Annotated in this window: 26 protein-coding genes; 13 read left to right on the top strand and 13 right to left on the bottom strand. The window is 61.5% G+C overall.

Going from position 1 to position 25,730, the window contains the following annotated elements:
- The first annotated feature begins 63 nt into the window (after window positions 1-63).
- Genes NW807_RS11100 through NW807_RS11085 form a run of 4 tightly spaced genes read left to right on the top strand, consistent with a single transcriptional unit; the run spans window position 64 to window position 3,119 of the window.
- Window positions 64-813, top strand: coding sequence for a GvpL/GvpF family gas vesicle protein (locus tag NW807_RS11100; RefSeq protein WP_414426135.1), 750 nt, complete (start codon window positions 64-66; stop codon window positions 811-813).
- A gap of 60 nt (window positions 814-873) precedes the next feature.
- On the top strand, window positions 874-2,064 hold the full coding sequence (locus NW807_RS11095) for an FAD-dependent oxidoreductase (protein WP_414405173.1): 1,191 nt from the start codon (window positions 874-876) through the stop codon (window positions 2,062-2,064).
- Window positions 2,052-2,249, top strand: a complete 198-nt coding sequence (gene thiS / locus NW807_RS11090; protein ID WP_414395995.1) for a sulfur carrier protein ThiS — start codon at window positions 2,052-2,054, stop codon at window positions 2,247-2,249. Before NW807_RS11095 ends, thiS begins: the two co-directional genes overlap by 13 nt.
- Before the next feature lie 42 nt (window positions 2,250-2,291).
- Complete coding sequence (locus NW807_RS11085) at window positions 2,292-3,119, top strand: thiazole synthase (protein ID WP_414395993.1); 828 nt, start codon at window positions 2,292-2,294, stop codon at window positions 3,117-3,119.
- Between the two features lie 13 nt (window positions 3,120-3,132).
- Here NW807_RS11085 and NW807_RS11080 read toward each other — a convergent pair whose 3' ends face one another.
- Entirely contained in the window at window positions 3,133-3,765 is a 633-nt protein-coding gene (locus NW807_RS11080; RefSeq protein ID WP_414426134.1) for a class I SAM-dependent methyltransferase, read from the bottom strand.
- Between the two features lie 84 nt (window positions 3,766-3,849).
- On the bottom strand, window positions 3,850-4,569 hold the full coding sequence (locus NW807_RS11075; RefSeq protein ID WP_414426133.1) for a DUF554 domain-containing protein: 720 nt from the start codon (window positions 4,567-4,569) through the stop codon (window positions 3,850-3,852).
- A gap of 156 nt (window positions 4,570-4,725) precedes the next feature.
- Here NW807_RS11075 and NW807_RS11070 point away from each other — a divergent pair, with 156 nt between their 5' ends.
- Both NW807_RS11070 and NW807_RS11065 read left to right on the top strand, forming a co-directional pair.
- Complete coding sequence (locus NW807_RS11070) at window positions 4,726-5,250, top strand: GNAT family N-acetyltransferase (protein WP_414405170.1); 525 nt, start codon at window positions 4,726-4,728, stop codon at window positions 5,248-5,250.
- Window positions 5,251-5,253: 3 nt separating this feature from the next.
- The gene (locus tag NW807_RS11065) at window positions 5,254-5,964 is read left to right on the top strand and encodes an esterase/lipase family protein (protein ID WP_414410222.1); all 711 of its coding nucleotides are present in this window, start codon (window positions 5,254-5,256) and stop codon (window positions 5,962-5,964) included.
- Here NW807_RS11065 and psb29 read toward each other — a convergent pair.
- Window positions 5,961-6,680 carry a photosystem II biogenesis protein Psp29 gene (gene psb29, locus NW807_RS11060; protein WP_414405221.1) on the bottom strand — a complete coding sequence of 240 codons (720 nt, stop codon included), beginning with the start codon at window positions 6,678-6,680 and terminating at the stop codon, window positions 5,961-5,963. The two genes, NW807_RS11065 and psb29, sit on opposite strands and share 4 nt — an antisense overlap.
- 104 nt (window positions 6,681-6,784) lie before the next feature.
- Here psb29 and proB point away from each other — a divergent pair, with 104 nt between their 5' ends.
- On the top strand, window positions 6,785-7,900 hold the full coding sequence (proB, locus tag NW807_RS11055) for a glutamate 5-kinase (RefSeq protein WP_414395981.1): 1,116 nt from the start codon (window positions 6,785-6,787) through the stop codon (window positions 7,898-7,900).
- Window positions 7,901-7,903: 3 nt separating this feature from the next.
- Here the strand turns inward: proB and arsJ are convergent, their stop codons facing one another.
- The 3 genes from arsJ to ahcY form a co-directional block, all read right to left on the bottom strand.
- Window positions 7,904-9,190, bottom strand: a complete 1,287-nt coding sequence (gene arsJ, locus NW807_RS11050) for an organoarsenical effux MFS transporter ArsJ (protein ID WP_414426132.1) — start codon at window positions 9,188-9,190, stop codon at window positions 7,904-7,906.
- A gap of 19 nt (window positions 9,191-9,209) precedes the next feature.
- Window positions 9,210-10,220: an ArsJ-associated glyceraldehyde-3-phosphate dehydrogenase gene (locus NW807_RS11045; RefSeq protein WP_414426131.1), complete on the bottom strand. Its 1,011-nt coding sequence runs from the start codon at window positions 10,218-10,220 to the stop codon at window positions 9,210-9,212.
- Between the two features lie 114 nt (window positions 10,221-10,334).
- Entirely contained in the window at window positions 10,335-11,615 is a 1,281-nt protein-coding gene (gene ahcY / locus NW807_RS11040) for an adenosylhomocysteinase (RefSeq protein WP_414395976.1), read from the bottom strand.
- Window positions 11,616-11,683: 68 nt separating this feature from the next.
- On the opposite strand from ahcY, the gene ruvX reads away from it, so the two are divergent.
- Complete coding sequence (gene ruvX, locus NW807_RS11035; protein ID WP_414405168.1) at window positions 11,684-12,163, top strand: Holliday junction resolvase RuvX; 480 nt, start codon at window positions 11,684-11,686, stop codon at window positions 12,161-12,163.
- Here ruvX and NW807_RS11030 read toward each other — a convergent pair.
- Window positions 12,130-12,537, bottom strand: coding sequence for a YraN family protein (locus NW807_RS11030; RefSeq protein ID WP_414426130.1), 408 nt, complete (start codon window positions 12,535-12,537; stop codon window positions 12,130-12,132). The two genes, ruvX and NW807_RS11030, sit on opposite strands and share 34 nt — an antisense overlap.
- Entirely contained in the window at window positions 12,515-12,637 is a 123-nt protein-coding gene (locus tag NW807_RS11025; protein ID WP_414396121.1) for a hypothetical protein, read from the bottom strand. The genes NW807_RS11030 and NW807_RS11025 overlap by 23 nt, the downstream gene beginning before the upstream one ends.
- A gap of 132 nt (window positions 12,638-12,769) precedes the next feature.
- On the opposite strand from NW807_RS11025, the gene NW807_RS11020 reads away from it, so the two are divergent.
- Both NW807_RS11020 and NW807_RS11015 read left to right on the top strand, forming a co-directional pair.
- Entirely contained in the window at window positions 12,770-13,633 is an 864-nt protein-coding gene (locus NW807_RS11020) for a M48 family metallopeptidase (protein WP_414426129.1), read from the top strand.
- An 8-nt stretch (window positions 13,634-13,641) separates the two neighbouring features.
- Window positions 13,642-14,553 carry a carbohydrate kinase family protein gene (locus tag NW807_RS11015; RefSeq protein WP_414426128.1) on the top strand — a complete coding sequence of 304 codons (912 nt, stop codon included), beginning with the start codon at window positions 13,642-13,644 and terminating at the stop codon, window positions 14,551-14,553.
- A 3-nt stretch (window positions 14,554-14,556) separates the two neighbouring features.
- Here the strand turns inward: NW807_RS11015 and NW807_RS11010 are convergent, their stop codons facing one another.
- The 4 genes from NW807_RS11010 to pyrR are packed head-to-tail and all read right to left on the bottom strand — an operon-like array spanning window position 14,557 to window position 18,515.
- Window positions 14,557-16,281 (bottom strand): ABC transporter ATP-binding protein, encoded by a 1,725-nt coding sequence (locus NW807_RS11010; protein ID WP_414426127.1) that lies wholly within the window; start codon window positions 16,279-16,281, stop codon window positions 14,557-14,559.
- 30 nt (window positions 16,282-16,311) lie between these two features.
- Window positions 16,312-16,920, bottom strand: a complete 609-nt coding sequence (locus NW807_RS11005; RefSeq protein ID WP_414426126.1) for a metal-binding protein — start codon at window positions 16,918-16,920, stop codon at window positions 16,312-16,314.
- Between the two features lie 30 nt (window positions 16,921-16,950).
- On the bottom strand, window positions 16,951-17,928 hold the full coding sequence (locus tag NW807_RS11000) for a putative 2-dehydropantoate 2-reductase (RefSeq protein ID WP_414405162.1): 978 nt from the start codon (window positions 17,926-17,928) through the stop codon (window positions 16,951-16,953).
- 47 nt (window positions 17,929-17,975) lie between these two features.
- Window positions 17,976-18,515, bottom strand: coding sequence for a bifunctional pyr operon transcriptional regulator/uracil phosphoribosyltransferase PyrR (gene pyrR, locus NW807_RS10995; RefSeq protein ID WP_414426125.1), 540 nt, complete (start codon window positions 18,513-18,515; stop codon window positions 17,976-17,978).
- Window positions 18,516-18,607: 92 nt separating this feature from the next.
- Between pyrR and NW807_RS10990 the strand changes: the two genes are divergently transcribed.
- Window positions 18,608-19,150, top strand: a complete 543-nt coding sequence (locus NW807_RS10990) for a pentapeptide repeat-containing protein (RefSeq protein ID WP_414426124.1) — start codon at window positions 18,608-18,610, stop codon at window positions 19,148-19,150.
- Window positions 19,151-19,210: 60 nt separating this feature from the next.
- On the opposite strand, the gene NW807_RS10985 is transcribed toward NW807_RS10990, so the two are convergent.
- Window positions 19,211-19,924, bottom strand: a complete 714-nt coding sequence (locus NW807_RS10985) for a heme oxygenase (biliverdin-producing) (RefSeq protein WP_414396110.1) — start codon at window positions 19,922-19,924, stop codon at window positions 19,211-19,213.
- A gap of 436 nt (window positions 19,925-20,360) precedes the next feature.
- On the opposite strand from NW807_RS10985, the gene rpoB reads away from it, so the two are divergent.
- Both rpoB and NW807_RS10975 read left to right on the top strand, forming a co-directional pair.
- Window positions 20,361-23,747, top strand: coding sequence for a DNA-directed RNA polymerase subunit beta (rpoB, locus tag NW807_RS10980; RefSeq protein ID WP_414426123.1), 3,387 nt, complete (start codon window positions 20,361-20,363; stop codon window positions 23,745-23,747).
- 97 nt (window positions 23,748-23,844) lie between these two features.
- Complete coding sequence (locus NW807_RS10975) at window positions 23,845-25,728, top strand: DNA-directed RNA polymerase subunit gamma (RefSeq protein ID WP_414426122.1); 1,884 nt, start codon at window positions 23,845-23,847, stop codon at window positions 25,726-25,728.
- Window positions 25,729-25,730: the final 2 nt, after the last annotated feature.

The raw sequence follows: 25,730 nt of genomic DNA, 5'->3' as shown, positions 1-25,730 counted from the left end.
CAAGCGAACGTCCTGGCTCCTGCGGCTTTAAGCTGAGAAGAAAAGCCCAGCCTGGATTGAACCATGCTGTGGTCAGCTCAGCCAGAGCCGCCGGCAGGGATCCTTTACACCTATGCGTTTTTGCCAACGCCGGGGGCATCCCTTTGCCAATTCATCCAGCAAACCCCTGGCATGCAGCAGCCACTGCAGGTGTTCTCCCCGCCGGGGGGCCGCATTGCCGCCGCTATTGAGCCCCTACCCAACCCAGCGGCACTCCAAGCTTCGGACGAGGTACTCCTGCGTTTGGCTCTGCGCCATGACGAGGTGATCTGCCGGCTGTTTGCCCAGACACCCCTTCTGCCTCTTCGCTTTGGCACATGTTTTCTCTCGGCCGAAAAGCTGGGAGCCCACTTGTTAACCCAGCAGGCGGAGTACGAACAGGCGCTAGCTGCTCTCGGGAGAAGGGCTGAGTATTGCCTCAAAGGCAGGGTTCACACCCCGCTTCCTGGGGATCCCCCGCCCGCCCCCAGTGGAACGGCCTACCTGCTAGCCCGCAAGCAGGCCTACCTGCAACAGCGCCAGGCCCAGGAGCAACAACAGCAGGAGCTAGCCGTGCTGCAGCAGCTCTGGCCCCCTAACTGGCCTGTGCAGAGGGGGGATCCCCAGTCAGGAGAAGTGCTGCGGCTATACTTTTTACTCACTCCCGCCGAACGGGAAGTTGCCGCCCAGCTCACCCAAACCTGGCTGGCGGAGCACCCCCACTGGCAATTGGACTGGAGTCCTCCCTTGCCCCCTTATCACTTCGTGGATGTCCTGCGGGATCTTTCTAGGTAGGCCCAGGCTGCTGGCCTGCTGCGGAGTCCTACCTGCAGCTTCTGACTCCACTGACCGCCAATGACCCTTCCCAGCGGCTCTCCTCAGACCAAGCCCTCGCCCACGCCCCGGACGGCCCAGCCGGATCCGGTCCTCATCCTCGGGGCCGGCCTCATGGGGCGCCTGTTGGCTGCCAGCCTGCTCGAAGACGGCCATCGGGTGCACCTGGTGGAAGCAGCCCCGGCCACCGCCCCAGAAAGCAGCGCCGCCCATTTTGCCGCGGCCATGCTCGCTCCTTTGGCTGAGTCGGTCATCACCGAAGCCAGCGTGGTGGCCCAGGGGTACTACGCCCTCTCCCGCTGGCCCGCCCTGCTAGCCAGCCTGCCAGAGCCCGTTTTCTTTCAGCAGGAGGGCACCTTGATCCTCTGGCACCGTCAAGATGCTGGGGAAGCCAAGCGCTTCTCCAACTTGCTGGCCGCGGTGAGAGAACGCCTCCCCCATCTTCCCCGCCCCCAGCCGCTCGATGCCCAGGCCCTGGCTGAACTGGAGCCCTCGCTGGCCGGCCGATTTAGCCAGGGTCTCTATCTTCCCCAGGAGGGTCAACTAGACAACCGCCAACTGCTGTCGGCTACGCTGGCCAAGCTGCGGCAGCACGGGGTGGAGGTGGAGTGGGGATCCTCTTGGGATCTCGAGCGAGCGCGGGCCTGGCAGCAGCAGACCGGCGGCTGGGTTTTGGACTGCCGTGGTCTGGGAGCCCAAAAAGAATGGGGCGGGCAGAAACCGCTGCGGGGAGTGCGGGGGGAGGTGGTGCGTTTGTATGCTCCAGAAGTTTCGCTGCGGCGCCCAACGCGGCTATTACACCCTCGCTATCCCATCTACATTGCTCCTAAGCCAGGGCACCTATTCGTGGTGGGAGCCACTGAAATTGAATCCGAGGATCGCTCGCCCGTGAGCGTCCGCTCGGCTTTGGAGTTGCTCAGCGCCGCCTACACGGTTCACCCTGCCTTTGCCGAAGCGCGTATCCTAGAATTAGGCAGCCAATGCCGTCCCACCCTAGCAGACAACTTGCCGGCAGTGGTGGAGCCGTCCCCACGCCTGTTGCAGATTAACGGCCTCTATCGCCACGGTTTTCTCATTGCTCCGGCCCTTCACGACGCCGTCCTGGAGTACCTTCGCCACGGCAGTTGCTGCCTAGCCCAGCAGTTGGGGATCCCCTTTCAGGTGCAGGCTGCCTCGTTTCCCCGGGAGTCTCTGTCGCCATGCGGGTCTTGATCAACCAGAAGCCTTACGATCTGCCAGAGGGCGCAACTTTGGCCGAGGCCATCGCCCAGGTGGAGGTCTGTGGACCCTTTGCAGTGGCGGTTAACCTAGAGTTTGTGCCGCGCGCCCGCTACGAGCAAACCCGTCTGCAAGAGGGCGACCAGGTCGAGATCCTTGTGCCGGCTGCCGGGGGCTAGGGCATAGGCGCCTTCCTCTTTGTCCTAAACTCTGTCCCAGCGATGTCCACTCTTCTTGAGCTTTCCCCTTCAATCCAGGCCGATGAGGATCCCTTGGTGCTCTACGGCCAGGCTCTGCCCAGCCGGCTGATGCTGGGGACAGCCCGCTACCCTTCGCCGGCTATTTTGGAACAGGCGGTGGCGCGGGCGCAGCCCTGTCTGTTGACGGTTTCCCTGCGGCGCCAGGGTGCCCTAGGGCCAGAGGCCTCTCAGGGGTTTTGGGCCCTACTGCAGAAGCTGGGGATCCCACTTTTGCCCAACACCGCCGGCTGCCACAGCGTGCAGGAGGTGGTCACGACGGCGGAGATGGCCCGAGAGGTGTTCGGCACTGACTGGATCAAGCTGGAGCTGATTGGCGATGACTACACCCTGCAGCCGGATCCGGTGCAACTGCCCGTTGCCGCTGCCGAGCTGGTTCGGCGGGGGTTTAAGGTCTTGCCGTATAGCACCGACGACCTAGTGCTCTGCCAGCGGCTCTTGGATGCCGGTTGTGAGGTGGTCATGCCCTGGGCTGCTCCCATCGGCACGGGCAAAGGCCCCCTCAACCCCTACAATCTGCGTCTGCTGCGGGAGCGGATCGAGGCGCCGCTAATTGTGGATGCCGGCCTAGGCTTGCCCTCCCACGCTTGCCAGGTCATGGAGTGGGGCTTCGATGGGGTCCTGCTCAATACAGCAGTGGCCCTAGCCCGGGATCCGGTGGCGATGGCCGAGGCTTTCGCGGCAGCGGTGCGTGCAGGCCGCCAAGCTTATCTAGCGGGGGCAATGGCTCCGCAGGAAACACCCCAGCCCAGCACGCCTGTTCTGGGCACTCCCTTCTGGCACCAGGGTTAACTGCTCTATCAAATCAAGCAACAGGCTTTTGCGCCTGGATGACCTGCAGGGCTCCTCCAGCGTGCAGGGTTTGCCGGACGGCCTGCCAGCCCTGGTGCTGCAGGTACTGGGGCAAGTCCAGCTTGAGGAAGTGCCAGGCAGTCTCGGTCTCAAACAGGGCTAGAAACAGGGCCAGTCCGGGCCAAAGTAGGGGCTGGTGGGGCGCGTGCAAATCGAGAAGTAAAAGCCTTCCCCCTGGCTTGAGCACCCGCCAGACTTCGCGCAGCACCTGTTCGAGGTCGGGGAAGGTCAACTCGTGCAGGGCCAAGCTGGTGTGTACCCAGTCAAAGCTGCTGGCGGGAAAGGGCAGATCCTGGGCAAAGGCTTCCACAAATTCAACGTTGGGTAGGCGCTGGCGGGCTGCTGCTAGGGCTTTGGGTGAGGCATCCACGCCGACCACGTTTTGACATAGCTCGGCCAGAAGCGGTGTCACTTCCGCCGGCCCACAGCAGAGATCCAACACCCGATCCTGAGGTTGGATGGGGATCCCTTGCAGGGGCAAGCGCCGCAGCCGAGCATACCCCCCCACTGCCAGGGCCGCCGCGCGGCTAATGCTGCGGTAAAGCCAGGGAAAGCGGTAGCTCCAGTCGCGGAGGAAGGTGGCCATAGAGGCTTCTCCTACCCCACTAGCGGGATCTCCCAGCGTCACTTGCCGCCAAGCTGAGGGGAGTTGCTCCTTGCTCTGGACAGACTAGAGGTCAAGATCCCACAGCGGGAAGAATCCCACCAGCAGCTCCACAATCAGCAAAGCCGGCAACAGGTTGGCCACCCGCAGGCGCGCTAGGCCAAGCAGGTTAATGCCAATACCTAGGATGAGGATCCCACCGGTGGCCTCCAGGGCTGCAAGCAGGTCTGGACGCAGCAGGGGCTGCAGTTGTCGGGCTAGCAAGGCCACTCCTCCCTGAACCAGGAGCACCGGCAGGGCGGAAAACAGTGTACCCCAGCCCAGGCTGGCGGTAAAAGCCAGGGTGGCTATGCCATCCAGCGCAGCTTTGACCAGGAGCAGCGAGGGATCCCCCAGGCCATCCTGGATGGATCCCAGCAGCGTCATGGGCCCAACCAAAAAGAGAATGCTGGGGGCCACGAAGGCGCAAGCAATGGGGCTAGGGCCCAGCCAGCGGCTCACCTGCTTTTCTAAAGCTTGTCCCAGCCGCTCAAAGGCAGCCTCGAGATCGCTCCATTCCCCCAGCCAAGCTCCCCCGATCAAGGCCAGCAAGACCGTGACTGCCTGGGCGGCGCTGCTGAGGGTAAGGGCCATCTGCATCCCCAGAACCAACACCAGCAAGCCCATAGCTTGGAGCAGGGTTTGGCTGATGCGCTCCGGCAAACGACGGCCTAGTGCCCAGCCAAGGCCGCTGCCCAAGAGGATAGCGAGGGCATTGACGAGGGTGCCAGTGCCAGGGGTAGCCATAAAACGTTCTCGCCGGCCAGCCTGAATTATAAGTCTCCCTCGAAATCTTCTCCAGGCCGACAGGGAAGCACCCGGGCAGACTGGCCGTTTCTGCTGCCAATCCTGGCTATACTGGGGACATGCTCACAGAGGTGGGCTTTTACTCCACTGCAATTCATGGGTTTTTGGAAAGGCCTGTTTGGGTCAGCAGGGGCTGCCGCCGCCAAAGCGTCAACGCAAACGGCTACACCTGCCCCTCGCCAGGAGACGGTGGCGGTGGGGGGGGAGACTATTGTCTTTAGCCTGGATCCCAACGTAGATGTGTACGAGCTGGAAGAGCTTTGCGATGCAGTAGGGTGGTCGCGTCGCCCCATCCACAAAGTTAGGAAAGCTCTGCAGCACAGTTTTTTGGTGGTCTCGATGTGGCAGCAGCGGGGCAGCTACCGACGTCTCATTGGCTTTGCCCGCGCCACCTCGGACCATGCCTTCAACGCCACCATTTGGGATGTAGTGGTCCATCCTGAGTTTCAAGGCCGAGGGCTGGGCAGGCGGCTGATGGAAAAGGTCATTCAGGAGCTGCGCGCCCAGGACATCAGCAACATCACCCTCTTTGCCGACCGGGAAGTGGTCAGCTTCTACGAGCGGCTTGGCTTTACGGCCGACCCTGAGGGGATCAAGGGCATGTTTTGGTACCCGCGCTAGCCCATGGCTCCCCTGCCCACAGTGATCTTGCCGGGTTATCTGGCGGGCGCCTCGGAGTACGAGCCTTTGCGCCGGGAGCTGGAGAAGCGTGGCTATCCAGCGCGAGTGGTACCGCTGCGGGTAGCCAGTTGGCTGCCCACCCTGGGAGGAAGGCCGGTCACGCCCATCTTGCGGGCTCTCCAGGCCACTGTCCGACGTACCCAGGCCGAGTTTGGAGCTGAGCAGGTGAACTTGGTGGCCCACTCCGCTGGCGGCTGGATTGCTCGCATCTACCTGGGATCGGTGCCCTACGGAGGTCAGGTCTGGCAGGGGCGGGATCACGTGGCCACCCTGATTAGCCTGGGATCCCCTCACACCAGCCGGGAGCGCTGGACAAGGCGCAACCTGGACTTTGTGAACACCCACTACCCAGGCGCCTTCTGGCCTCAGGTCAAGTACGTGTGCGTGGCTGGCAAGGCCATCCAAGGACGGCGCGTGGGCTGGGGATCCCTGTGGCGGCGAGAGCACTACCTCAGCTGGCTAGCCTACAACAGCTACCGGCTCACTGCCGGCCAGGGAGAACTCTGGGGAGATGGCATCACTCCCATCGAGGCAGCCCATCTGCCGGGAGCTATCAACCTCACCCTTCCCAATTGCTACCACTCGGGCCGCGGCGGACGATGCTGGTATGGTTCGCCAGAGGTAGTCGAGAGTTGGATTGCTTACTTGGCCTAGCTGCTGGATCTTGGGGGATCGGCAGTGGAGCTGCCGGGCAGGGAAGCCGCCGACTGGCGACGTTCCTGTTGACGCCGGGCCGCTTTTACCATCTCCTCGAGAGCAGCGCGCGCCTGCTTCAGGCGGTCCAAGCTGCTGCGGTAGAGCTCCAGGTCTTTTTTCACCCTCTCTGGCGAGAAAGGCAGCTTCCTAATCACCTCCTCCAGAAAGCGGCGGCTGCGCTCTTCGGGATCCTTATAGAGGGAGGCAGCTACTGCCTCGTAGGCCGTGTAGAGGCCAACGGCCAAAACTCGGCTGTAGGCATAGGGAGGCTGGGTCATGCGCTGCAAGATGGCCTTTAGCCCCCCCACATCCTCCGCCTCTGGTTTGAGGCAGAGCAGGTTGTAGCGCTGCTGGGGATCCCCACTGCGCAGGAGCTCCAGCAGGTCACGGGCATTCCTGCGCACCACCTCCGGCTTGAGGTGGAGAGCCTTACAGAGGGCGTTGAAGATGACCTCGCGCTGCTCAGGAGAAGGGTAAGTCTCCATCAGCCCGTTGTAGAGGGTAACCAGCCCCAGGGCAAAAAAGGGATCATAGACAAAGGCGCCGTTGACCGTGGCTAGGTGCAGCTCCACCAGCAACTCTTCCACCACCCGGCGATAGGCAGGATGGATGGGGCGAGGGTAGGCGCTCAAAAAAGCCGCTTTGGTGGCCGAAAAGGTGCGGACAGGATTCACAGGCAAAGAAAGAGAGCGGGAGGCGAACTTATAATATTCTCCCTCGGAGCGACCCCGCGGGCAAGCCAGGCCCTAGGTTGCCGTGGGGTGGGAGGGTTAGCGATATGGCAGCTACAGAGGGAACCATTGTCGTCAAAATCGGCACCTCCAGCTTGACGGATCCGCAGACGGGCTCCCTGCGCCTTTCCGTGTTGGGGCCCCTGGTGGAGGTGCTGACGCGGCTGCGCAACCAGGGCTATGCGGTAATCCTGGTCTCCTCCGGGGCGGTGGGGATAGGCTGTGCCCGCCTGGGCTTGCGCCAACGGCCGACGGCAATTGCGGAAAAGCAGGCGGTGGCGGCGGTGGGTCAGGGACGGCTGATTCGCCTGTACGACGATCTCTTCTCTGCGCTCAACCAACCCATTGCCCAGGTGCTGCTCACCCGAGGCGACTTCGTGGAGCGCAGCCGCTACGTCAATGCCAATCGCACCTTCACCCAACTGCTGCAGATGGGGGTTATCCCCATCGTCAACGAAAACGACACGGTGGCGGTGGAGGAGCTGAAGTTTGGCGACAACGACTCCCTCTCTGCCCTGGTGGCGAGCATGGTGCAGGCCAAGTGGCTGATCCTCCTCACCGATGTGGACAGGCTCTACTCCGCTGATCCCCACCGCGATCCCTCCGCCGAGCCCATCGAGCGGGTGGAGCACGGCATGCCTTTGCGGGTGAAGGCGGAAGCCCACGGCAACAGTGGCTGGGGCACCGGCGGCATGGCAACCAAGCTCGCTGCGGCTCAAATCGCCACCGCTGCCGGCGTGACGGTCGTGATCACCAACGGCAAACGGCCCGACCAGATCCCAGCCATCTTAGCCGGCGAGCCCATTGGCACCCGCTTTGAGCCCGCTCCTCAGCCGGTTAGCGCCCGCAAGCGGTGGATTGCCTACGGCCTTATCCCCGAGGGATCCCTGACCTTGGATGAGGGAGCCGTGCGGGCAATCTGTGAGCAGGGGCGCTCGCTGCTGCCAGCGGGGATTACCGACGTTTCTGGCGACTTTGAGGCGGGGGCTGCCGTGCGCCTGTGCGATCCCAGCGGGCGAGAGGTGGGGCGGGGCCTAGTCAACTACAGCGCCGAGGAACTGCGGCGGATCAAAGGCAAGAAAACTGCTGAAATCCCCTACATCTTGGGCTACGAGGGAGTCGATACCGCTGTCCATCGGGATAACCTGGTCCTGCTGGAGTGACACTCAGTCGCCGGGCTTGACCACCCACTCCACAGGGGTTTTGGTGGGATCCGGCAATTTCAGCGAAAACAGCCCCGCCATCAAAATCAACAGGGTGGAAAACCAGAGGCAGCCCTCCAAACCGTAGAACTGGAAGACAAGCCCCGAAGTTACCGTTCCCAGCAGCCGCCCGCCAGAATTGGCCATGTAGTAGAAGCCCACATTGAGGGCCACCTCGTCGTCTTCGGTGTAGGCCAGCACTAGATAAGAGTGCACCGCCGAGTTAAAGGCAAAAACAATCCCAAAGAGGATGAGGCCGCCAGTGACCACCCACTCCGGCGGGAGGTCGGCCATGAAGGCGGTGGCAATGATGGCCGGCACTGCGGTCAAGGTAAACGTCCAGATTTGGATAGTGCGGGCCTTGGGCGCGCGGCCCGGGCGACCCCCTCCCAACAGCTGCGGCGCCAGAAACTGGATGATCCCATAGCCGATGACCCAGATGGCCATGTAGCTGCCCACCTGTATGAAGGTCCAGCCCAGGCTGTCGTAGAGAAACACGGGCAGGGCCACCACAAACCACACATCCCGCGACCCGAACAGGAAAAAGCGGGCTGCTGAGAGAAGGTTGATCTCGCGGCTTTTGGAAAACAGGCGTTTGAAGGGGATCTTCGCCTTAACCTTGCCCATGTCTGCTGGCAGCAGCGCCCCCGAACAGAAGATCAACGCCAGCGCCCCCGCCTGCACGAAGTTGGCCATGCGGAAGCCCATGGGATCGCCGTAGATCTCGGTGAAGATCTGCAGCAGGGCCGCTCCCACAAAGAACCCCACCCCCTTGAGGGCGTTTTTGGATCCCGTCAGCATGGCCACCCAGCGGAAGAGGCGGGATTCAGCCTCCCTGGGCACCACCAGGCGGACGGCGCTCTTGGAGCTCATCTTGGTGAGATCTTTGGCGATCCCGGCTAGGGCTTGGGCCGTCATCACATAGGCCACCTGGCCCCAGACCGGCCACTGCAGGTTGATCACCCCCAGCATCACCAGGCCAAAGATCTGAATGGCAATGCCGCCGTAGAGGGTCAGCCGCAGGCCAAAGAGGGATCCAATCCAGCCGCCCAGGAAGTTGGTGATCACCCCGAAGATCTCGTAGAAGAGGAACAGCATGGCAATCTGAATCGGGGTGAAGCCCAACTTGTGGAAGTGGAGCAGCACCAACATGCGGATGGCGCCGTCGGTGATGGTAAAACCCCAGTAGGCAGCGGTTACCAGGGCGTAGTTGCGCACAGCAGCAGCTTGGGCGCTTGAGGCAGCAGTCATGGGCAGGTCTCCAAAGGACTTACAGACTAAGGGCCACCTTGCGGGCCAATTCCGCCATGCGGTTGGCGTAGCCCCATTCGTTGTCGTACCAGGCCAGAACCTTTACCTGGGTGCCGTCCACCACCAGGGTTGAGAGGGCATCCACAATGCTGGAGCGGGGATCTCCCTTGAAATCCACGGAAACCAAGGGCAACTCCTCATAGCCTAGGATGCCCTTGAGTTCGCCCTCGGCTGCCGTTTTTAAAAGACGATTAACCTCTTCCACGGTGGTAGGCCGCCTCACCTCAAACACGGCGTCGGTCAAAGAGGCATTCAGCAGGGGCACGCGCACCGCAATGCCGTTGAGCTTGCCATCTAACTCGGGGTAGATAAGGCCAATGGCTGTGGCAGAACCGGTGGTGGTAGGCACCAAGGAGAGCAAAGCCGAGCGGGCTCGCCGCAGATCCTTGTGGGGAGCATCCACCAGCGTTTGAGTGTTGGTAACAGCGTGGACGGTGGTGATCACCCCGTGCAGGATGCCGATCCCCTCGTGGATGACTTTCACCAGGGGGGCCAAGCAGTTGGTGGTGCAGGAGGCGGCGGTGAGCAGGTGGTGGCGGGACGGGTCGTAGAGGTGGTCGTTGACGCCCATGACAATGTTGAGGGCCTCTTTGTCCTCGACAGGGGCAGCCACAATGACCTTGCGCACCCCGGCCTTGAAGTAGGCCTCCAGCCCTGCGGCTTTCACAAACTTCCCTGAGCACTCCAGCACCAGGTCGATCCCCAACTCAGCCCAGGGCACTTCGCCAGGAGATTTGCACTCGCTAAAGGTCAGGATTTTGTCCTGGATGCGCAACTTCTGGTCGGATCCCTCGATGTCGAGGTTCCAGCGGCCCTGCACCGAGTCGAACTTAAGCAAGTGAGCTGCGGCAGCAGGCCCGCCCTTGATCTCGTTGATGTGGGCAAACTCCAGCTCCGGCCAACCCCAAGCTGCCCGCAGCACCAAGCGTCCAATGCGGCCAAAACCATTGATGCCTACCCGCGCCGCCATCCCCCTCTCCTCCCAACTTGCAGCCAGGGAGAACCTCGCCTAGAGCTTATCAGAAGCACCCCTGCATTTCAAGTTGGGAAGCTGGGCAAGAGTCCACTAGCAGCAGCGTGTACTTTAGGTTCCTACAGTCCAGGTGTTGCCATACTCAATCTGCTCCGGGGTGAGGCTGTCGATCTGGACCCCCATGGCCTTGAGCTTAAGGCGGGCAATGGCCTCGTCCACCTCAGGAGGGATGGGGTGCAGCCCTGGAGCCAGCCGACCCCGGTTTTTCACCAGGTACTCGCAGGCCAGCGCCTGGTTGGCAAAGCTCATGTCCATAACGCTAGCCGGGTGGCCTTCGGCAGCAGCTAGGTTGATGAGCCGGCCCTCTCCCAGCACGAATACCGATTTGCCCGATTGAAGACGGTACTCTTCCACGAAGGGGCGTACTGTCTGCCGGGAAACGGCTCGCTCCTGCAGGGCCCCTAGGTCAATCTCGATATCGAAGTGGCCGGCGTTACAGACCATTGCCCCATCCTTCATGGCGTCGAAGTGCTCGCCGCGGAGGACATGCTTGTTGCCCGTGACTGTGATGAACAGATCCCCCAGGGGGGCAGCCTCGGCCATGGGCAGAACGCGAAAGCCGTCCATGACCGCTTCCAGGGCCCGCACCGGGTTGACCTCGGTCACGATGACCTGGGATCCCATGCCTCGGGCTCGCATCGCCACTCCCCTGCCGCACCAGCCATAGCCGGCCACCACCACCGTCTTCCCGGCCAGGAGAAGGTTGGTACAGCGCAGAACCCCGTCTAGGGTGGATTGGCCAGTGCCGTAGCGGTTGTCAAACAGGTGTTTGGTTGCAGCGTCGTTAACGGTCATCACCGGGAAGCTGAGCACCCCCGCCTTCAGCATGGCCCGCAGGCGCACCAAACCGGTGGTGGTCTCCTCCGTGGTGCCGATGAGCTCGGAGAGCTGCTCCTGCCGACGCTGCACCAGCTCCGCCGTTACATCGCCGCCGTCGTCGATGATGAGGTTGGGGCGGTGATCCAGGGCAATCTGGACATGGCGGCGGTAGGTTTCCACATCCTCCCCCTTGATGGCGAAGACTGAAATGCCGTAGTCGGCCACCAGGCTAGCGGCCACATCGTCTTGGGTGGAAAGAGGGTTGCTGGCAATGAGGACGCTCTCGGCTCCACCCGCCTGCAGAGTCAAGGCCAGATTGGCAGTTTCGGTGGTGACATGACAGCAGGCTACTAGACGCAGGCCAGCCAAGGGCTTTTCTTGGGCAAAGCGCTCCCGGATCTGGGCCAGCACCGGCATCTCCCGCGCCGCCCACTGAATCCGCTGCTTGCCCAAGGGAGCAAGGCTCAGATCCTTGACTTCATGCTTAGGTAGAGACAGAGTAGCACTGCTCATGAGAAGACTCCCAACGAGGACTCCAGACAGGGAGAGGCCGTTCCAATGTCGCCAAGATGGAGACCCGCATGTCGACAAGCCTGAACTATTCTCCCACAAGGGAGCCCTTTTCGGCGCTGGGGCTGGATGTGGGCGATCGCCGCATTGGTGTCGCCGGCTCCGATGGGCTGGGGCTGTTGGCCACTGGCCTGGGGGTGATCCAGCGCCGCTCCCTCGCAGAAGATATCGCTCAAGTGCAGGCGTGGATTCGCCGCCGCCAGGCCACCGTGGTGGTGGTTGGGATCCCTCTTTTGGCCGATGGCTCGGTGGGATCCCAAGCCCGCAAGGTGCAGCGCTTTGTGCAGGCTCTCCAGGCGGCTGTGGATTTACCCATAGAGACAGTTAACGAGTACCTAAGTACCGTGCAGGCGGAGTGGGATCTGCGCCAGGCAGGGATACCCGCCAAAGCCCAGAAGGGTTTAATCGATCAGCAGTCGGCGGCCGTGATTTTACAAACTTGGCTGGATGAGCGGCGCTACCGCTCCACCTCAAAAGCTCCCTGCCGATAGTCGGCCAAAGCGTAGCCACCACCAGGCCGATATTCCACGAGGGCCACATCGAAGCGGCAGGCTGCTTCCACTAACTGGGGATGCTGGCTTAGGAACGCCTGGGCAGCTCGGATCAAGCACTGCTGTTTCCGGGTCCCAACTGCCAAAAGTCCGCCCTGATCCCAGCCCTGGCCGCGGCGGGTTTTAACTTCCACAAAAACCAGCAGCCCTGCCTTGTAGGCCACCAGATCCACCTCCCCCCACTGACAACGCCACCGCCGGGCCAGGATCTGCCAGCCTTGCTCTTCCAGGTACCGCTGCACGCAGACCTCCCCGGCACTACCGGCCTCTTGAGGGGCGGTGTGCTTGCGCCTAGTGGGCAGAGCCGTTGCCATGATACTTGTCAGTGTCGTAGAAGCCGTTGCGGGTGCCAAAGTAGAAGCTTGCCAAAGAGAGGATCAGGGCAACCGCCACCAAGATCGATTTTGCCTCCACGCGGTTTTCTCCCACCTTTGTCCTCAGCCATGATAGCTTGCTCCGCCTTACCCCCTACCAGTTGAGGCAGAATGGGAGGAGCGTCGCTACTGCTTTTTGCCTCTCAAGCTTACCGTTTTCCTGCAGCCTCCTATGTCTTCCACGCCCTCTATGCCAACTGCTTCCAGCAAGCCTCGCATCCTCTTGGGCCTGCGGGCCGACGAGTTTCGCCATCCAGTGGATCTGCAAGCCACCCGCTCTCTGCAGCAACTGCCGGGCCTAGGCCTGCTAATTCAAAACTTGCTTGGCTCCACGGCGGGGGAGATGTTTTACCTGGATAACATTGCCTCCAGTATCCAAATCAACGAGCAGCAGTTGCCGGAAGTTTACCAGCTTTTGGTTCAAGCCTGCCGCATTTTGGATCTGGAGGTGCCCCAGCTCTATGTGCGGCAAAACCCTGTGCCCAACGCCTACACTTTTGCCATGCAGGGGAAAAAGCCTTTCATTGTCTTGCACAGCTCCCTGCTGGATTTGCTGGAGCCAAAGGAACTGCAAGCTGTCATTGCCCATGAACTGGGCCATCTCAAATGCAACCACGGCGTCTATCTGACGATGGCCAACCTTCTCGTGCTCTCCACCAGCTTGCTCCCCTTTGGCGGCCTGTTCTACCGCGCCCTGCAGGATCAACTGCTGCACTGGCTGCGCTGTGCTGAGTTTACCTGCGACCGGGCAGCGCTGCTGGTTACCCAGGACGCCAGAACCGTAATCTCAGTGCTGATGAAGCTGTGCGGCGGCTCGCCGCAGTTGGCCGCCAAGCTCAACGTGGATGCCTTTCTGGAACAGGCCCGCACCTACGAGGAGCTGGATAGCGATCTCTGGCAACTGGAGCTCAAGCAACTCCAAACCCTTGGCCGTACCCATCCGTTGCCAGTGCTGCGAGCCCGGGAGATTGAGCGCTGGTTCCGCAGTAACACTTATCAGCAAATTCTCGAGCGGCACGGCGTTCCCGCGTTCTAGAAACCAGGATGGCTCTTCTCGAAGCGCCGCTTGGCCCGCCTCTGATCTTGGGAGAGGTTCTTCTGGATTGCTTCCCTGACGGGGTGGTGCTGGGAGGAGCCGCTTTGAATGTGGCCTGGAACCTCAAGGGACTGGGGTTGGATCCCCTCTTGATTAGCCGCATTGGCCAGGATGAGGCAGCGGAACAGGTGCTGAGGGCGCTGCGGCGGCAGGGGCTACGTCTAGAGGGGCTGCAGCGGGATCCAGCTCACCCCACTGGTCAAGTCCAGGTCACCCTCGACAGGGAGGGCATCCCAACCTTTGCCATCCTGCCGGAGCAGGCCTATGACTTCATCGAGCTGGATCCGGCTGTCCTTAGGGCCTTCCAGCCCAGCCTCCTCTACCGGGGTAGTCTGGCCGCACGGCAAGAGTCAGCCCACCGCCATTTCCAGGAGGCCATCCTGGCTTTAGGCTGTCCGGTGTTTTTGGACCTCAACTTGCGGGATCCCTGGTGGCACCCAGGCCCCATCCGGGAGATGCTGCGCACCTGCACTTGGCTGAAGCTCAACCAGGCGGAGCTAGAGCAAGTGGTTCAGCTGGAAGGGATCCCTGGCGGGGAGGTGGTGGAGCAGGGGCAGCTCTTGCGGGCGCAGTTGGGCCTCAAGGGCTTGTTCCTAACTTTGGGGGCGGCAGGCGCGTTCTTGTTTACGGCTGAGAGGGTGTATTGGGCGGAGGCGGTGCCAGCGCTACGGCTGGTGGATACAGTAGGGGCAGGGGATGGGTTTAGCGCTGTGGCCATCCTAGGCCTGCTGCGAAGGTGGCCAGAAGCAGTACTGCTGCAGCGGGCAGTGGAGTTTGCCGCAGCCATCTGTGGAGTTGCGGGGGGTGCACCCCAAGACCCAGAGTTCTACTGCCCTTTCCGGCAGCGGTGGGGGCTCTAGGAGCTACTGAAACTGGCGCCAGTGGAGCTGGGCGTAGCGTCCTCCTTTAACCAGGAGCTCGCGGGGGTTGCCCTGCTCTAGAAGTTGCCCCTCTTCGAGGACAAAAACGCGATGGGCGCTGCGCACCGTGGAGAGGCGGTGGGCAATAACAAAAACGGTACAGCGCTGCATGAGCCGCTGCAGGGCCTCCTGCACCAAGGCTTCCGACTCGTTATCCAAGGCGGAGGTCGCCTCGTCCAGGATGAGAATCTTGGGGTTGAGCAGCACAGCGCGGGCAATAGCTAGCCGCTGCCGCTGACCGCCGGAGAGGGTGATCCCACGCTCGCCGATTCGGGTGGCGTAGCCCTCAGGCAGGCTCTCAATGAAGCTATCAATATTGGCCACCCGGGCCGCCTGGCGCACTGCCTCCAGGTCAAAGGGCTCCTGGCCATAGGCGATGTTGCTGGCAATGGTGCCGGAAAAGAGGGTAATCTCCTGGGGGACGATGCCAATTTGGCGACGCAAACTTTTGAGGGTGACGGTGCGGATATCGATGCCGTCGATGCGAATACACCCCTGCTGCGGATCGTAGAAGCGAGGGATCAAATTCACCAAAGTCGACTTGCCGGCCCCGGAGGATCCCACTAGAGCAACAATCTCGCCGGGGGCCACCTGGAAGCTGATGTCTTTAAGCACCGGCTGGCCCGGCTTGTAGGCAAAGGAGACCCGATCGAACTCCACCCAGCCCTGAATCGGCGGCAGGGGGCGGGCGCCAGGCAGCTCGCGCACGCGGGGTCGGGTATCCAGGAGCTCAAAGATCCGCTCCACGGAAGCCTCCCCTTGCTTTAGGTCGCTGTAGTTATTGGTGATGTGGACAAGGGGATCGATGAGCAGAGCCACCCCCGCAATGAAGCCGAGGAACTGGCTGCCGGTCAGGTTGCCCTCGCTAATCTGCCAGCCCCCTACCCAGAATACCCCCAGGACGCTCATGGCGTAGAGAAAGCCCACCACCGGGTCTTGGATGGCTTTGACCTGTTCGGTTTGAAAGCGAGCCAGGCGGTTGCTTTCGGCCAGGGCGCTGAAGCGGCGGATCTCGTAGTCCTCGGCAGCAAAGGCGCGGGTAAGGCTGACGGCAGCAAAGACTTCCGTTAACAGAGAAGACAGGTCGGCCATGCTCTCCTGGTTGCGGCGAGAGCGCTGCAGCAGCCGCTCTCCAAACCAGCTGATCAAGGCGCCCATCAGGGGAGCAATCACCAGGGTGGTTAGGGTGAGGATGCCGTTGAGGTAGAACAAGTAGGCCACCACGGCCAGGATGGTGAGCACGCTGGGGATAAAGCGGTGGAAAAACCGCTGTACCACCTCCCCCACCCGATCCAGGTCGCTGGTGAGGCGATAGACAAGGTCACCCGTGCGGCTCCCGGAAAAATAGTCCACGTCCAATCCTTGCAAGTGGGCGTAGACTCGCTGCCGCAGCTCCAACACCATCTGCAGGGAGGCCCTGGCCATGAGGGTGTCCTGGCCGTACTGGAAGGCGCCACGCACTAAGAAGAACACCACCCCAATCAAGGCCAACGTCCGCAGTTGCCTGAGATCCCCAGCGCCAATGGAGCGAGCCACCCACTCGATCAAGTAGGCAAGGGCAGGCATGGTGAGGACAAAGCCAAGGGTACAGACTAGCCCCAGCAGCAACATCCACAGATGGGGCCGAATGAAGGGAAAGAGACGGCGATAGCTACGCAGCGGCTGCACCAAGGGCCATCCAAAAGGCTTCTGCCCCGATCAGCTTAGCGGAGATGAGCTCCTCAACGGCTGCCGGGATCCCCTCCTAGCAGCTTTTTTGCGGGATCTGAGGGAAACTGGCTCTCCTTTGGCCTCCCCCTGCCATCTTTTGCGCCAACGGCGCCAGCGGGAGACCAGGCAATCGCCGAGGCTGTGGTTAACGGATCCCAGCTCCAGCCCTAGGCCCACCCACCCCAGGGTCTCAGCGTGGGCTTGTAGCCACTGCCAGAGGTTGTCCCGCCAGATCCCCGGCTGCCACGGCCACCAGCCCAGGTGGGATCCCAGCCAGGCGGCGGTCAGGCCCACCCCTGTCACCCACAAGCCCAGGTAGAGCAGCCGCAGAGCAGTGCCCACCAGCGGCCCGTGGGACCAGAAGGAGCGGTGCCGCAGCCAGCGGCGGTAGGGAAGCCAAATCCAGCGCAGGAACAGCCAGCGGCGATACTGGCGAGAGTCAGTGTCCAGATCCCCGGAAAACATCAGGCCGCTGAAGAGATAGGCCGACCCCACCGCCAAAGCCACAGCGGCACTGTCGCCCAGCAAAGCCGCTGCCAAGGTAATGCCGGGAGCTGTCCAGAGGATGAGGCGATCGTGGGTGGATCCCCAGGGCATAAAGAGCTCAGCCCTCCCCTGGGGCTGAGTCTAGCCGCAAGTGGGGGAAAAAGCAGGGATCCCTCGATTTAGGCGATCCAACACCTGCAACTGCCGGTAGAGCATCTCCACCCGCGGCATTTGGACTCCACCCTGCTGGGCATAGCGGAGAGGGTTGGCAAAAATAGCCTCCAGCTCCAGGGGACGCTTGCGCTCGTAGTCGATCTTCATGCTGGTGCGGTAGGGGACCATCTTCTCGGTGTTAGCCAGCATCTCGGGAATTAGGGAAGGGGGAAGCCGGCGACCACAGGCCGCAGCTCCCTCCACCACCTCTTGCATCAGGGCTTCTGCCAGGGCGCGGGCTTCCGGATCCCGGATCATCTGCTGGGTGTCGGCATTGAAAACAACCGAGAGGCCATTGAAGGGAATGTTCCAGACCAACTTCTGCCAGCGGGCTTCCATCAGATCCGGCGAGAGGGAGGTAGGGATCCCAGACCGTTGAAAATCGGCCTGGATCTGTTGCAGACGGGGCGTGATCCCCTGGGGGGCATAGCCAGGGCCATATTCGGCCAGCAGTACCGAGCCATAGTCGAGGTGGCGGATGTGGCCAGGGCCAACTTTATTGGAGCTGATGAAACAGAGGCCCCCCACGACGCGCTCAGGGCCGACGCAGTTGGCAATCTCCGGCTCTGCGCCCAAGCCGTTTTGCAGCAGGATCACCACGCCCTTTTCAGCCAGCACAGGCGGCAGCAGCCGGGGCAGAAGGTGATTTTGGGTGGCTTTCAGGGCCACGATTACTCCCTCACAAGGGGGCATTGCCTCCACGGAGGCGTAGGCATTGACCTGGGGCAGGTGAAAGTCTCCCCAGCAGGATTCCACCCACAAGCCGTTCTGGCGCACCTGCTCGTAGTCGCTATGGAGCAGGAAATGCACCTCAAAGCCGGCCTGCTGTAGCTTGGCCCCGTAGAATCCTCCCACGGCGCCACTGCCCAAAACCGCATAGCGGCGGCTTTCCGGCAACTGGGACATCGCAAAACCTTGAGCCGATATCCCCACCCTAGCGCACTCTGGAGAGCTCACTCAGGATCAGGGTCGATCAGCAGCACCCGCTCCTCGCCGTCGGTTTCGCGCAGGTGCACCTTGACTATTTGCTCGGGGGTTGTGGTCAGCCTATGGCCGCAGTAATCCGGCTGAATGGGGAAGTGCCGATGGCCGCGGTCAATCAGCACGGCCAAGCGCACCCGTTCTGGGCGCCCAAAGTGGTTCAGGGCCTCCAAAGCCGCCCGAACAGTGCGGCCGTGAAAGATAACGTCGTCCACCAGCACCACCTCTTGGCCAGTGAGATCCCGGGGCATTTCACTGCGATCGGGAGTGCGCAGCCGGCCAGAGCCCAGGTCGTCGCGGAAGAAGGTGATGTCCAACTCCCCTACCTGGGGCGGTATCCCAAACAGCTCGGCTATGCCATCCCGGAGCCGGTAGGCCAGAGGCACCCCGCGGGTGCGGATGCCAATCAACACCAGCCTGTCCAGGTGGGGGTGATCCCTGCCAATGGCCGCCGCCAAAGCCGCCATTTGCCTAGCCATCTCCTGGGCATTGAACACCTCGGTTGTGGACATGGACAGTTGAGGCCGACCTATAGGAGCCCAAGTTAGCCCAGATCCGCAGCCAGTAGGATAGGATATAAAGCCCTGGAAGGGAGAGATCCACCATGTCCACTGCAGTGTCCGCTACAGGTCCAGCTTCGACGGAGAAAAGAGGGCCTAGGTGGGCCCGCTGTTTACGGGCCGTGCTGGCGGTTCTCCCTCTGCTGGCCTTGGGGTTATTCCTGCTGGGATCCCCGGCCTGGGCGGAAGACTACAGCAAGCGGGAGCTGCAGGGGGCAGACTTTGCCGGACAAGACCTGAGCGGCTGGAAATTTCTCAAAGCCAACCTGCGACAGAGCAATCTCAGCCACGTGAAGGCGGCAGGAGCCAATTTTTTCGGAGCCAACCTCAGCAAAGCTAACCTACGCGGGGCAGATCTGCGCGGCGCCACCCTGGACATGGCCAATTTGCAGGGTGCTGACCTGCGGGAAGCCCAACTGCAAGACAGCATGATGTGGCTGGTGCGGGTGGAAGGGGTCGAGATCGAGGGAGCAGATTTTACCAATGCTCTAATCCGCAAGGATGCCCTCGCCATCCTCTGCGAGCGGGCTAGCGGCGTTAACCCGGTTACCGGCCGGGCCACCCGCGACACCCTGGGGTGCGACTAGCCCTCACCCCCAGCCCCCCTCCCTGGGAGAGAGGGGCGAAACTTTGGAAATAGCCCTAGCTTACGAGCTGGGGGCAGCCGCCTCTGAGGGGGCAGGCTTGCGCTGAAACTGACCCAGGAGCGAGTTCCAGGCTAGGCGTGCCATGGACAGCAGCCAGTTGCCCTCCAGCTCTCTAAACAAGTCCATGTTGAGCTTGAAGGCGTAGTTGGCTTCTGCCACAATGCGCTCGATAGTAGCCTGGTCCAGCCCCAGCGCATCCAGTTGAGCGCGGTAGCGCTGCTTAAACTTGCCCTCGTGCGGGATCTGTTCAAAGTCGTAGAAGGCGGTGCCTTCCCCCGGTGGCAGGCGCAGGGCCCGGCGGGCAATGTTTTTCAGGATCTGGCCGCCCGACAGGTCGCCAATGTAGCGGGTGTAGGCGTGGGCAATCAGCAGAACCGGATCTTTTTCCACCACTTCTTGAATGCGGTTGACATAGACTTGGCAAGCGGGAGAGGGCTTGACCACAGAGGGCCAATGGGGACCGATGAAATAGTTCAAATCTTTCTCTAGGCTGGCCTTGCGCCACAATTCGGGGTAGTAGAGCTGACCCACTATCGGGTGCTCTCGCAACCGCGCAAACCCCTCTTCCAGCGCACTGTAGACAAAGTAGAAATTGCCCACGTAGCGGCTGTAGGTACGCCTATCAACCACTCCCTTGAGGAAACATTTGATAAAGGTCATATTCTCGGCCATGGTGTGGGACTGCTTGGTGCCCTCCCGCAACTGGGTTGACAGGCCAGCGTTTTGATTTTCTTGGCTGGGCAAACCCTTACTCACAAAACCCTCCTTGTAAAAAGTTGCTTGGCTCCGGCCATTGACCGGCTCATGGAGGCAGCGAGGGATGCCTCAGCAGCAGACCCGGCAAAGGCAACACAGACCGCCCAGCGCGGCGGCTAAACGCCCTTCTCCGGGGCTCGATGCTTCTTTTTCCCCCGCCATCCCTATCTAAGCAGCACTCGACTGGCGGTCAATGGCTTAAGCTTAGAATAATCCGCCCGAGTGTGAATGGATGTGAACAATCCTTAAGGCAGGTTGGAGAGGAAGCAGAGCTTGCTAGCTCCCAGGCTAAAGGCAGGAGTTGCCGCCAACCCTTGTAAAGTTCGTTGACGATCGTTGGCGGGGCTTCTATAATTGGAGGCCTGACTGCAGCGCAAGCCCTGCTAAGCAACGCATGAGCTCGTTAGCTGTTCCCTCCCCTGTTCTTACCTTACCTGACCTGGTAGAGATTCAGCGGGAAAGTTTCCTCTGGTTTTTACGGGAAGGGTTTGAAGAGGAGCTCCTGAGTTTTTCTCCCATCGTCGATTACACCGGCAAGCTGGAGCTGCACTTTCTGCCAGACTACCGGCCTGGGGATCCCTCCAAGGGGTACAAGATCAACAAGCCGCGCTATGACCCAGAGGAGGCCAAGCGGCGGGATGCCACCTATCAAGCCCAAATCCGGGTGCCGACGCGCTTAATCAACAAGGAGACGGGCGAAATCAAAGACATGGACGTCTTCATGGGCGAGCTGCCCTTGATGACGGATCGAGGCACCTTCATCATCAACGGCGCGGAGCGGGTGATCGTCAACCAGATTGTGCGCAGCCCCGGCGTTTACTACAAGGCGGAGCTGGACAAAAGTGGCCGCCGCACCTATAGCGCTAGCCTCATTCCCAACCGTGGTGCCTGGCTGAAGTTTGAGACGGACAAAAAGGGGCTGGTGTGGGTGCGCATCGACAAAACCCGCAAGCTCTCGGCAGCAGTTTTGCTCAAAGCTTTGGGCCTGAGTGACTCGGAGATCTACGACAGCCTGCGCCACCCCGAATTTTTCCAAAGAACCATGGAAGAGGAGGGGCACTACAGCGAAGAAGAGGCGCTGATGGAGCTCTACCGCAAGCTGCGGCCCGGGGAGCCTCCTACGGTCTCTGGCGGCCAGCAACTGCTAGAGTCGCGCTTTTTTGATCCCAAGCGCTACGACCTGGGGCGGGTAGGGCGCTACAAGCTCAACAAGAAGCTCAACCTGACGGTGCCCGAAAATGTTCGGGTGCTTACCGTTACCGACATTCTGGCCGTTATCGACTACCTCATCAACTTGGAATACGACATTGGCCAGGTGGATGACATTGACCACCTGGGCAATCGGCGGGTGCGCTCGGTGGGCGAGCTGCTGCAAAACCAGGTGCGGGTGGGCCTCAACCGCCTGGAGCGGATTATTCGCGAGCGCATGACGGTTTCCGAGTCGGAAAACCTTACCCCTGCCTCGCTGGTTAACCCCAAGCCCCTAGTGGCAGCTATTAAGGAGTTCTTCGGCTCCAGCCAGCTCTCCCAGTTCTTGGATCAGACCAACCCCCTGGCAGAGCTGACCCACAAGCGGCGGCTGTCGGCTCTGGGCCCTGGGGGCCTGACGCGGGAGCGGGCTGGCTTTGCCGTGCGGGACATCCACCCCAGCCACTACGGGCGCATCTGTCCCATCGAAACCCCCGAAGGGCCCAACGCCGGGTTGATTGGGTCTCTTGCTACCCACGCCCGCGTCAACCAATACGGCTTTATTGAAAGCCCCTACTACCGCGTCGAGAATGGCGTGGTGCGCAAAGACCTGGGGATGGTCTACCTCACCGCCGACGAAGAGGACGAGTACCGCGTGGCGCCAGGGGACGTGCCGGTGGACGCCGAAGGCCGCATCACTGCCGAGGTGGTGCCCGTGCGCTACCGCCAAGAATTCACCACTGCTCACCCCAGTGAGGTGCACTACGTACAGGTGTCGCCGGTGCAGGTGATCTCGGTGGCCACCTCGTTGATCCCCTTCCTGGAGCATGACGACGCCAACCGCGCCTTGATGGGAGCCAACATGCAGCGCCAGGCGGTGCCCCTGCTCAAGCCAGAGCGGCCCTACGTGGGCACAGGCCTGGAAGCCCAGGCGGCGCGGGACTCCGGCATGGTGGTGGTGTCGCGCACCAACGGGGTGGTGACCTATGTTTCCGCCGATGAAATCGTGGTGCGGCCCGAGGATGGGGGAGATCCCATTGTCTACCGCCTGCAAAAATATCAGCGCTCCAACCAAGACACCTGCCTCAACCAGCGTCCTCTGGTCTACGCGGGGGATCGGGTAGTGGCCGGCCAGGTGCTGGCTGACGGTCCAGCAACCGAGGGCGGCGAGCTGGCCTTAGGCCAGAACGTGCTGGTGGCCTACATGCCCTGGGAGGGCTACAACTACGAAGACGCCATCTTGATCAGCGAGCGGCTGGTCTACGATGATGTCTTCACCTCCGTGCACATCGAGAAATACGAAATTGAGGCCCGGCAGACCAAGCTGGGGCCAGAGGAGATTACCCGCGAGATCCCCAACGTGGGGGAAGATGCCCTGCGCAACCTGGACGAAAACGGCATTGTGCGCATTGGGGCTTGGGTGGAAGCCGGCGACATTCTGGTGGGCAAGGTTACGCCCAAAGGGGAGTCGGATCAGCCTCCGGAAGAGCGGCTGCTGCGGGCCATTTTCGGGGAGAAAGCTCGCGATGTGCGGGACAACTCCCTGCGCGTGCCCAACGGTGAGCGCGGGCGGGTGGTGGATGTGCGCATCTTTACCCGCGAGCAGGGGGATGAGCTGCCGCCGGGAGCCAACATGGTGGTGCGAGTCTACATTGCCCTCAAGCGCAAAATCCAGGTGGGAGATAAGATTGCTGGCCGCCACGGCAACAAAGGCATCATCTCCCGCATTTTGCCGGTTGAGGACATGCCCTATCTGCCCGATGGCACGCCGGTGGATGTGGTGCTCAACCCCCTGGGAGTGCCCTCCCGCATGAACGTGGGCCAAGTGTACGAGTGCCTGCTGGGCTGGGCCGCGGAGCACTTGGGGGTGCGCTTTAAGCTAATGCCCTTCGATGAAATGCACGGCCTGGAGGCTTCCCGACTGACCGTGGAAGCCAAGTTGCGGGAGGCGCGCGAGAAGACCGGCAAGGACTGGATCTTCAACCCTGAGGGCAAATACTGCGGCAAGGTGCAGGTGTTTGACGGCCGCACAGGCGAGCCCTTCGACCAGCCGGTTACGGTGGGCCGGGCCTACATGCTGAAGCTCGTGCACTTGGTGGACGACAAGATCCACGCCCGCTCCACCGGCCCCTACTCGCTGGTAACCCAGCAACCGCTGGGGGGTAAAGCCCAGCAGGGTGGCCAGCGCTTTGGGGAGATGGAGGTGTGGGCTTTGGAGGCGTTTGGGGCGGCCTACATCTTGCAGGAACTGCTCACGGTCAAGTCGGACGACATGGTGGGGCGCAACGAGGCCCTCAACGCCATCGTCAAGGGCAAGCCCATTCCTCGGCCAGGCACGCCGGAATCTTTCAAGGTGTTGGTGCGGGAGCTGCAGTCCCTGTGCCTGGACGTCTCCGTGTACAAGGTGGAGGTGGACAGCAAAGGCCAGCCCCACCATGTGGAGGTAGACCTAATGGCCGATGTCTCGACCCGCCATGTCCCTTCTCGGCCCACTTACCAGTCAATTACGGCTGAGGATCTCTCCCCAGCAGCCAGGGAAGGCTTCGTAGCTAGCCGCAGCCGGGACGAGGAAGAAGACGAGGACGATTTTTAGGTGGCGCCAGGCAGGTTTCAGCTAAGGGAGGAAAGGGGGGAGGATCCCTCTCTCCTTCCTATCTAGGTGCTAAGGCAGCAAGTCAGGAGAAATGGCTATGGCCAGACCAGAGCAGCGCTTTGACTACATCAAGATTGGGTTGGCTTCTCCCCAGCGGATTATGGAGTGGTGCCAGCGCACCCTGCCCAACGGCCAAGTCGTGGGAGAGGTTACCAAGCCAGAGACCATCAACTACCGCACCCTCAAGCCGGAGATGGATGGTCTCTTCTGTGAGCGCATCTTCGGGCCGGTTAAGGACTGGGAGTGCCACTGTGGCAAGTACAAGCGCGTGCGGCACCGCGGCATTGTTTGCGAACGCTGTGGGGTGGAAGTGACGGAGTCGCGGGTGCGCCGCTATCGCATGGGCTACATCAAGCTGGCTGCCCCAGTTACCCACGTTTGGTATCTGAAAGGGATCCCTAGCTACATTGCCACCCTGCTGGACATGCCGCTGCGCGACGTGGAGCAGGTGGTGTACTTTAACGCCTACGTCGTGGTGGATCCGGGCAATGCCCCCAACCTCTCCTACAAGCAGCTGCTGACGGAGGATCAATACCTTGAGATCGAAGATCAGATGTACGAGGAGGGATCCAACCTGCAGCTGCCGGAAAACTGGGCCATGATTGGGGCCGAGGCCATCGAACGCCTGCTCAAAGACATTGACCTAGAAAAAGAGGCGGAGAAGTTGCGCGAGGAAATCGCCAGTGCCCGCGGCCAGAAGCGAGCCCGCCTGATCAAGCGGCTGCGGGTCATCAACAACTTCATTGCCACGGGAGCTCGGCCTGAGTGGATGGTGCTGCGGGTGCTGCCGGTCATCCCCCCCGATCTGCGCCCGATGGTGCAGTTGGATGGGGGCCGTTTTGCCACCAGTGACCTCAACGACCTCTATCGCCGCGTGATTAATCGCAACAACCGCCTGGCGCGCCTGCAGGAGATCATGGCGCCGGAGATCATTGTGCGCAACGAAAAGCGCATGCTGCAGGAGGCAGTAGATGCCCTCATTGACAATGGGCGGCGCGGGCGCATGGTGGTGGGAGCCAACAATCGTCCCCTCAAGTCCCTGTCGGACATCATCGAGGGCAAACAGGGCCGTTTCCGGCAAAACCTGCTGGGCAAGCGGGTGGACTATTCAGGGCGCTCGGTGATTGTGGTGGGGCCCAACCTGCGCATGCACCAGTGCGGCTTGCCCAAAGAGATGGCCATTGAGCTATTTCAGCCCTTCGTCATCCATAAGTTGATCAAGCGAAATATCGTCAACAACATCAAAGCCGCCAAAAAGCTCATCCAAAGCAATGACCCGCAGGTTTGGGACGTGCTGGAGGAGGTCATCGACGGCCACCCAGTTTTGCTCAACCGCGCTCCCACGTTGCACCGCCTCGGGATCCAAGCCTTTGAGCCGGTTCTGGTGGAGGGGAGGGCAATTCAGCTCCATCCCTTGGTCTGCCCCGCCTTTAACGCTGACTTTGACGGCGACCAGATGGCTGTCCATGTGCCTCTGTCCTTGGAAGCCCAGGCGGAAGCGCGCCTGCTGATGTTGGCCACCAACAACCTCCTCTCCCCAGCCACCGGTGCCCCCATCATTACCCCTACCCAAGACATGGTTTTGGGCTGCTACTACCTGACGGTGGACAACCCCGAGGCACCCGAGGTTAACGACCGCTATTTTGCTAGCCTGGAGGATGCTCTTGTCGCCTACGACCGCGGCATCATTGGCCTGCACAGCAAAATCTGGGTGCGCTACAGCGGCCCGATGGAGTTGGGCAAAGGAGAAAAAGAGTCAGAGCCCCAGATTGTCGAGGAGCCAGGCGGTACCCGCCTCAAGATCACCAACTACCGCCGCATCCGCGAGGATCAAGAGGGCAACGTTATCAGTCAATACATTCGCACTACGCCAGGCCGGATCATCTTCAACAAGACGGTGCAGGACATTCTGTTGGCATAGCC

Origin of the sequence: Synechococcus sp. R70.1 (assembly GCF_047461675.1) — a bacterium.
Taxonomy (GTDB): Bacteria; Cyanobacteriota; Cyanobacteriia; order Thermostichales; family Thermostichaceae; genus Thermostichus.
The sequence above is the reverse complement of the archived record's forward strand: the minus strand, read 5'-3'. Positions and strand labels throughout refer to the sequence as shown.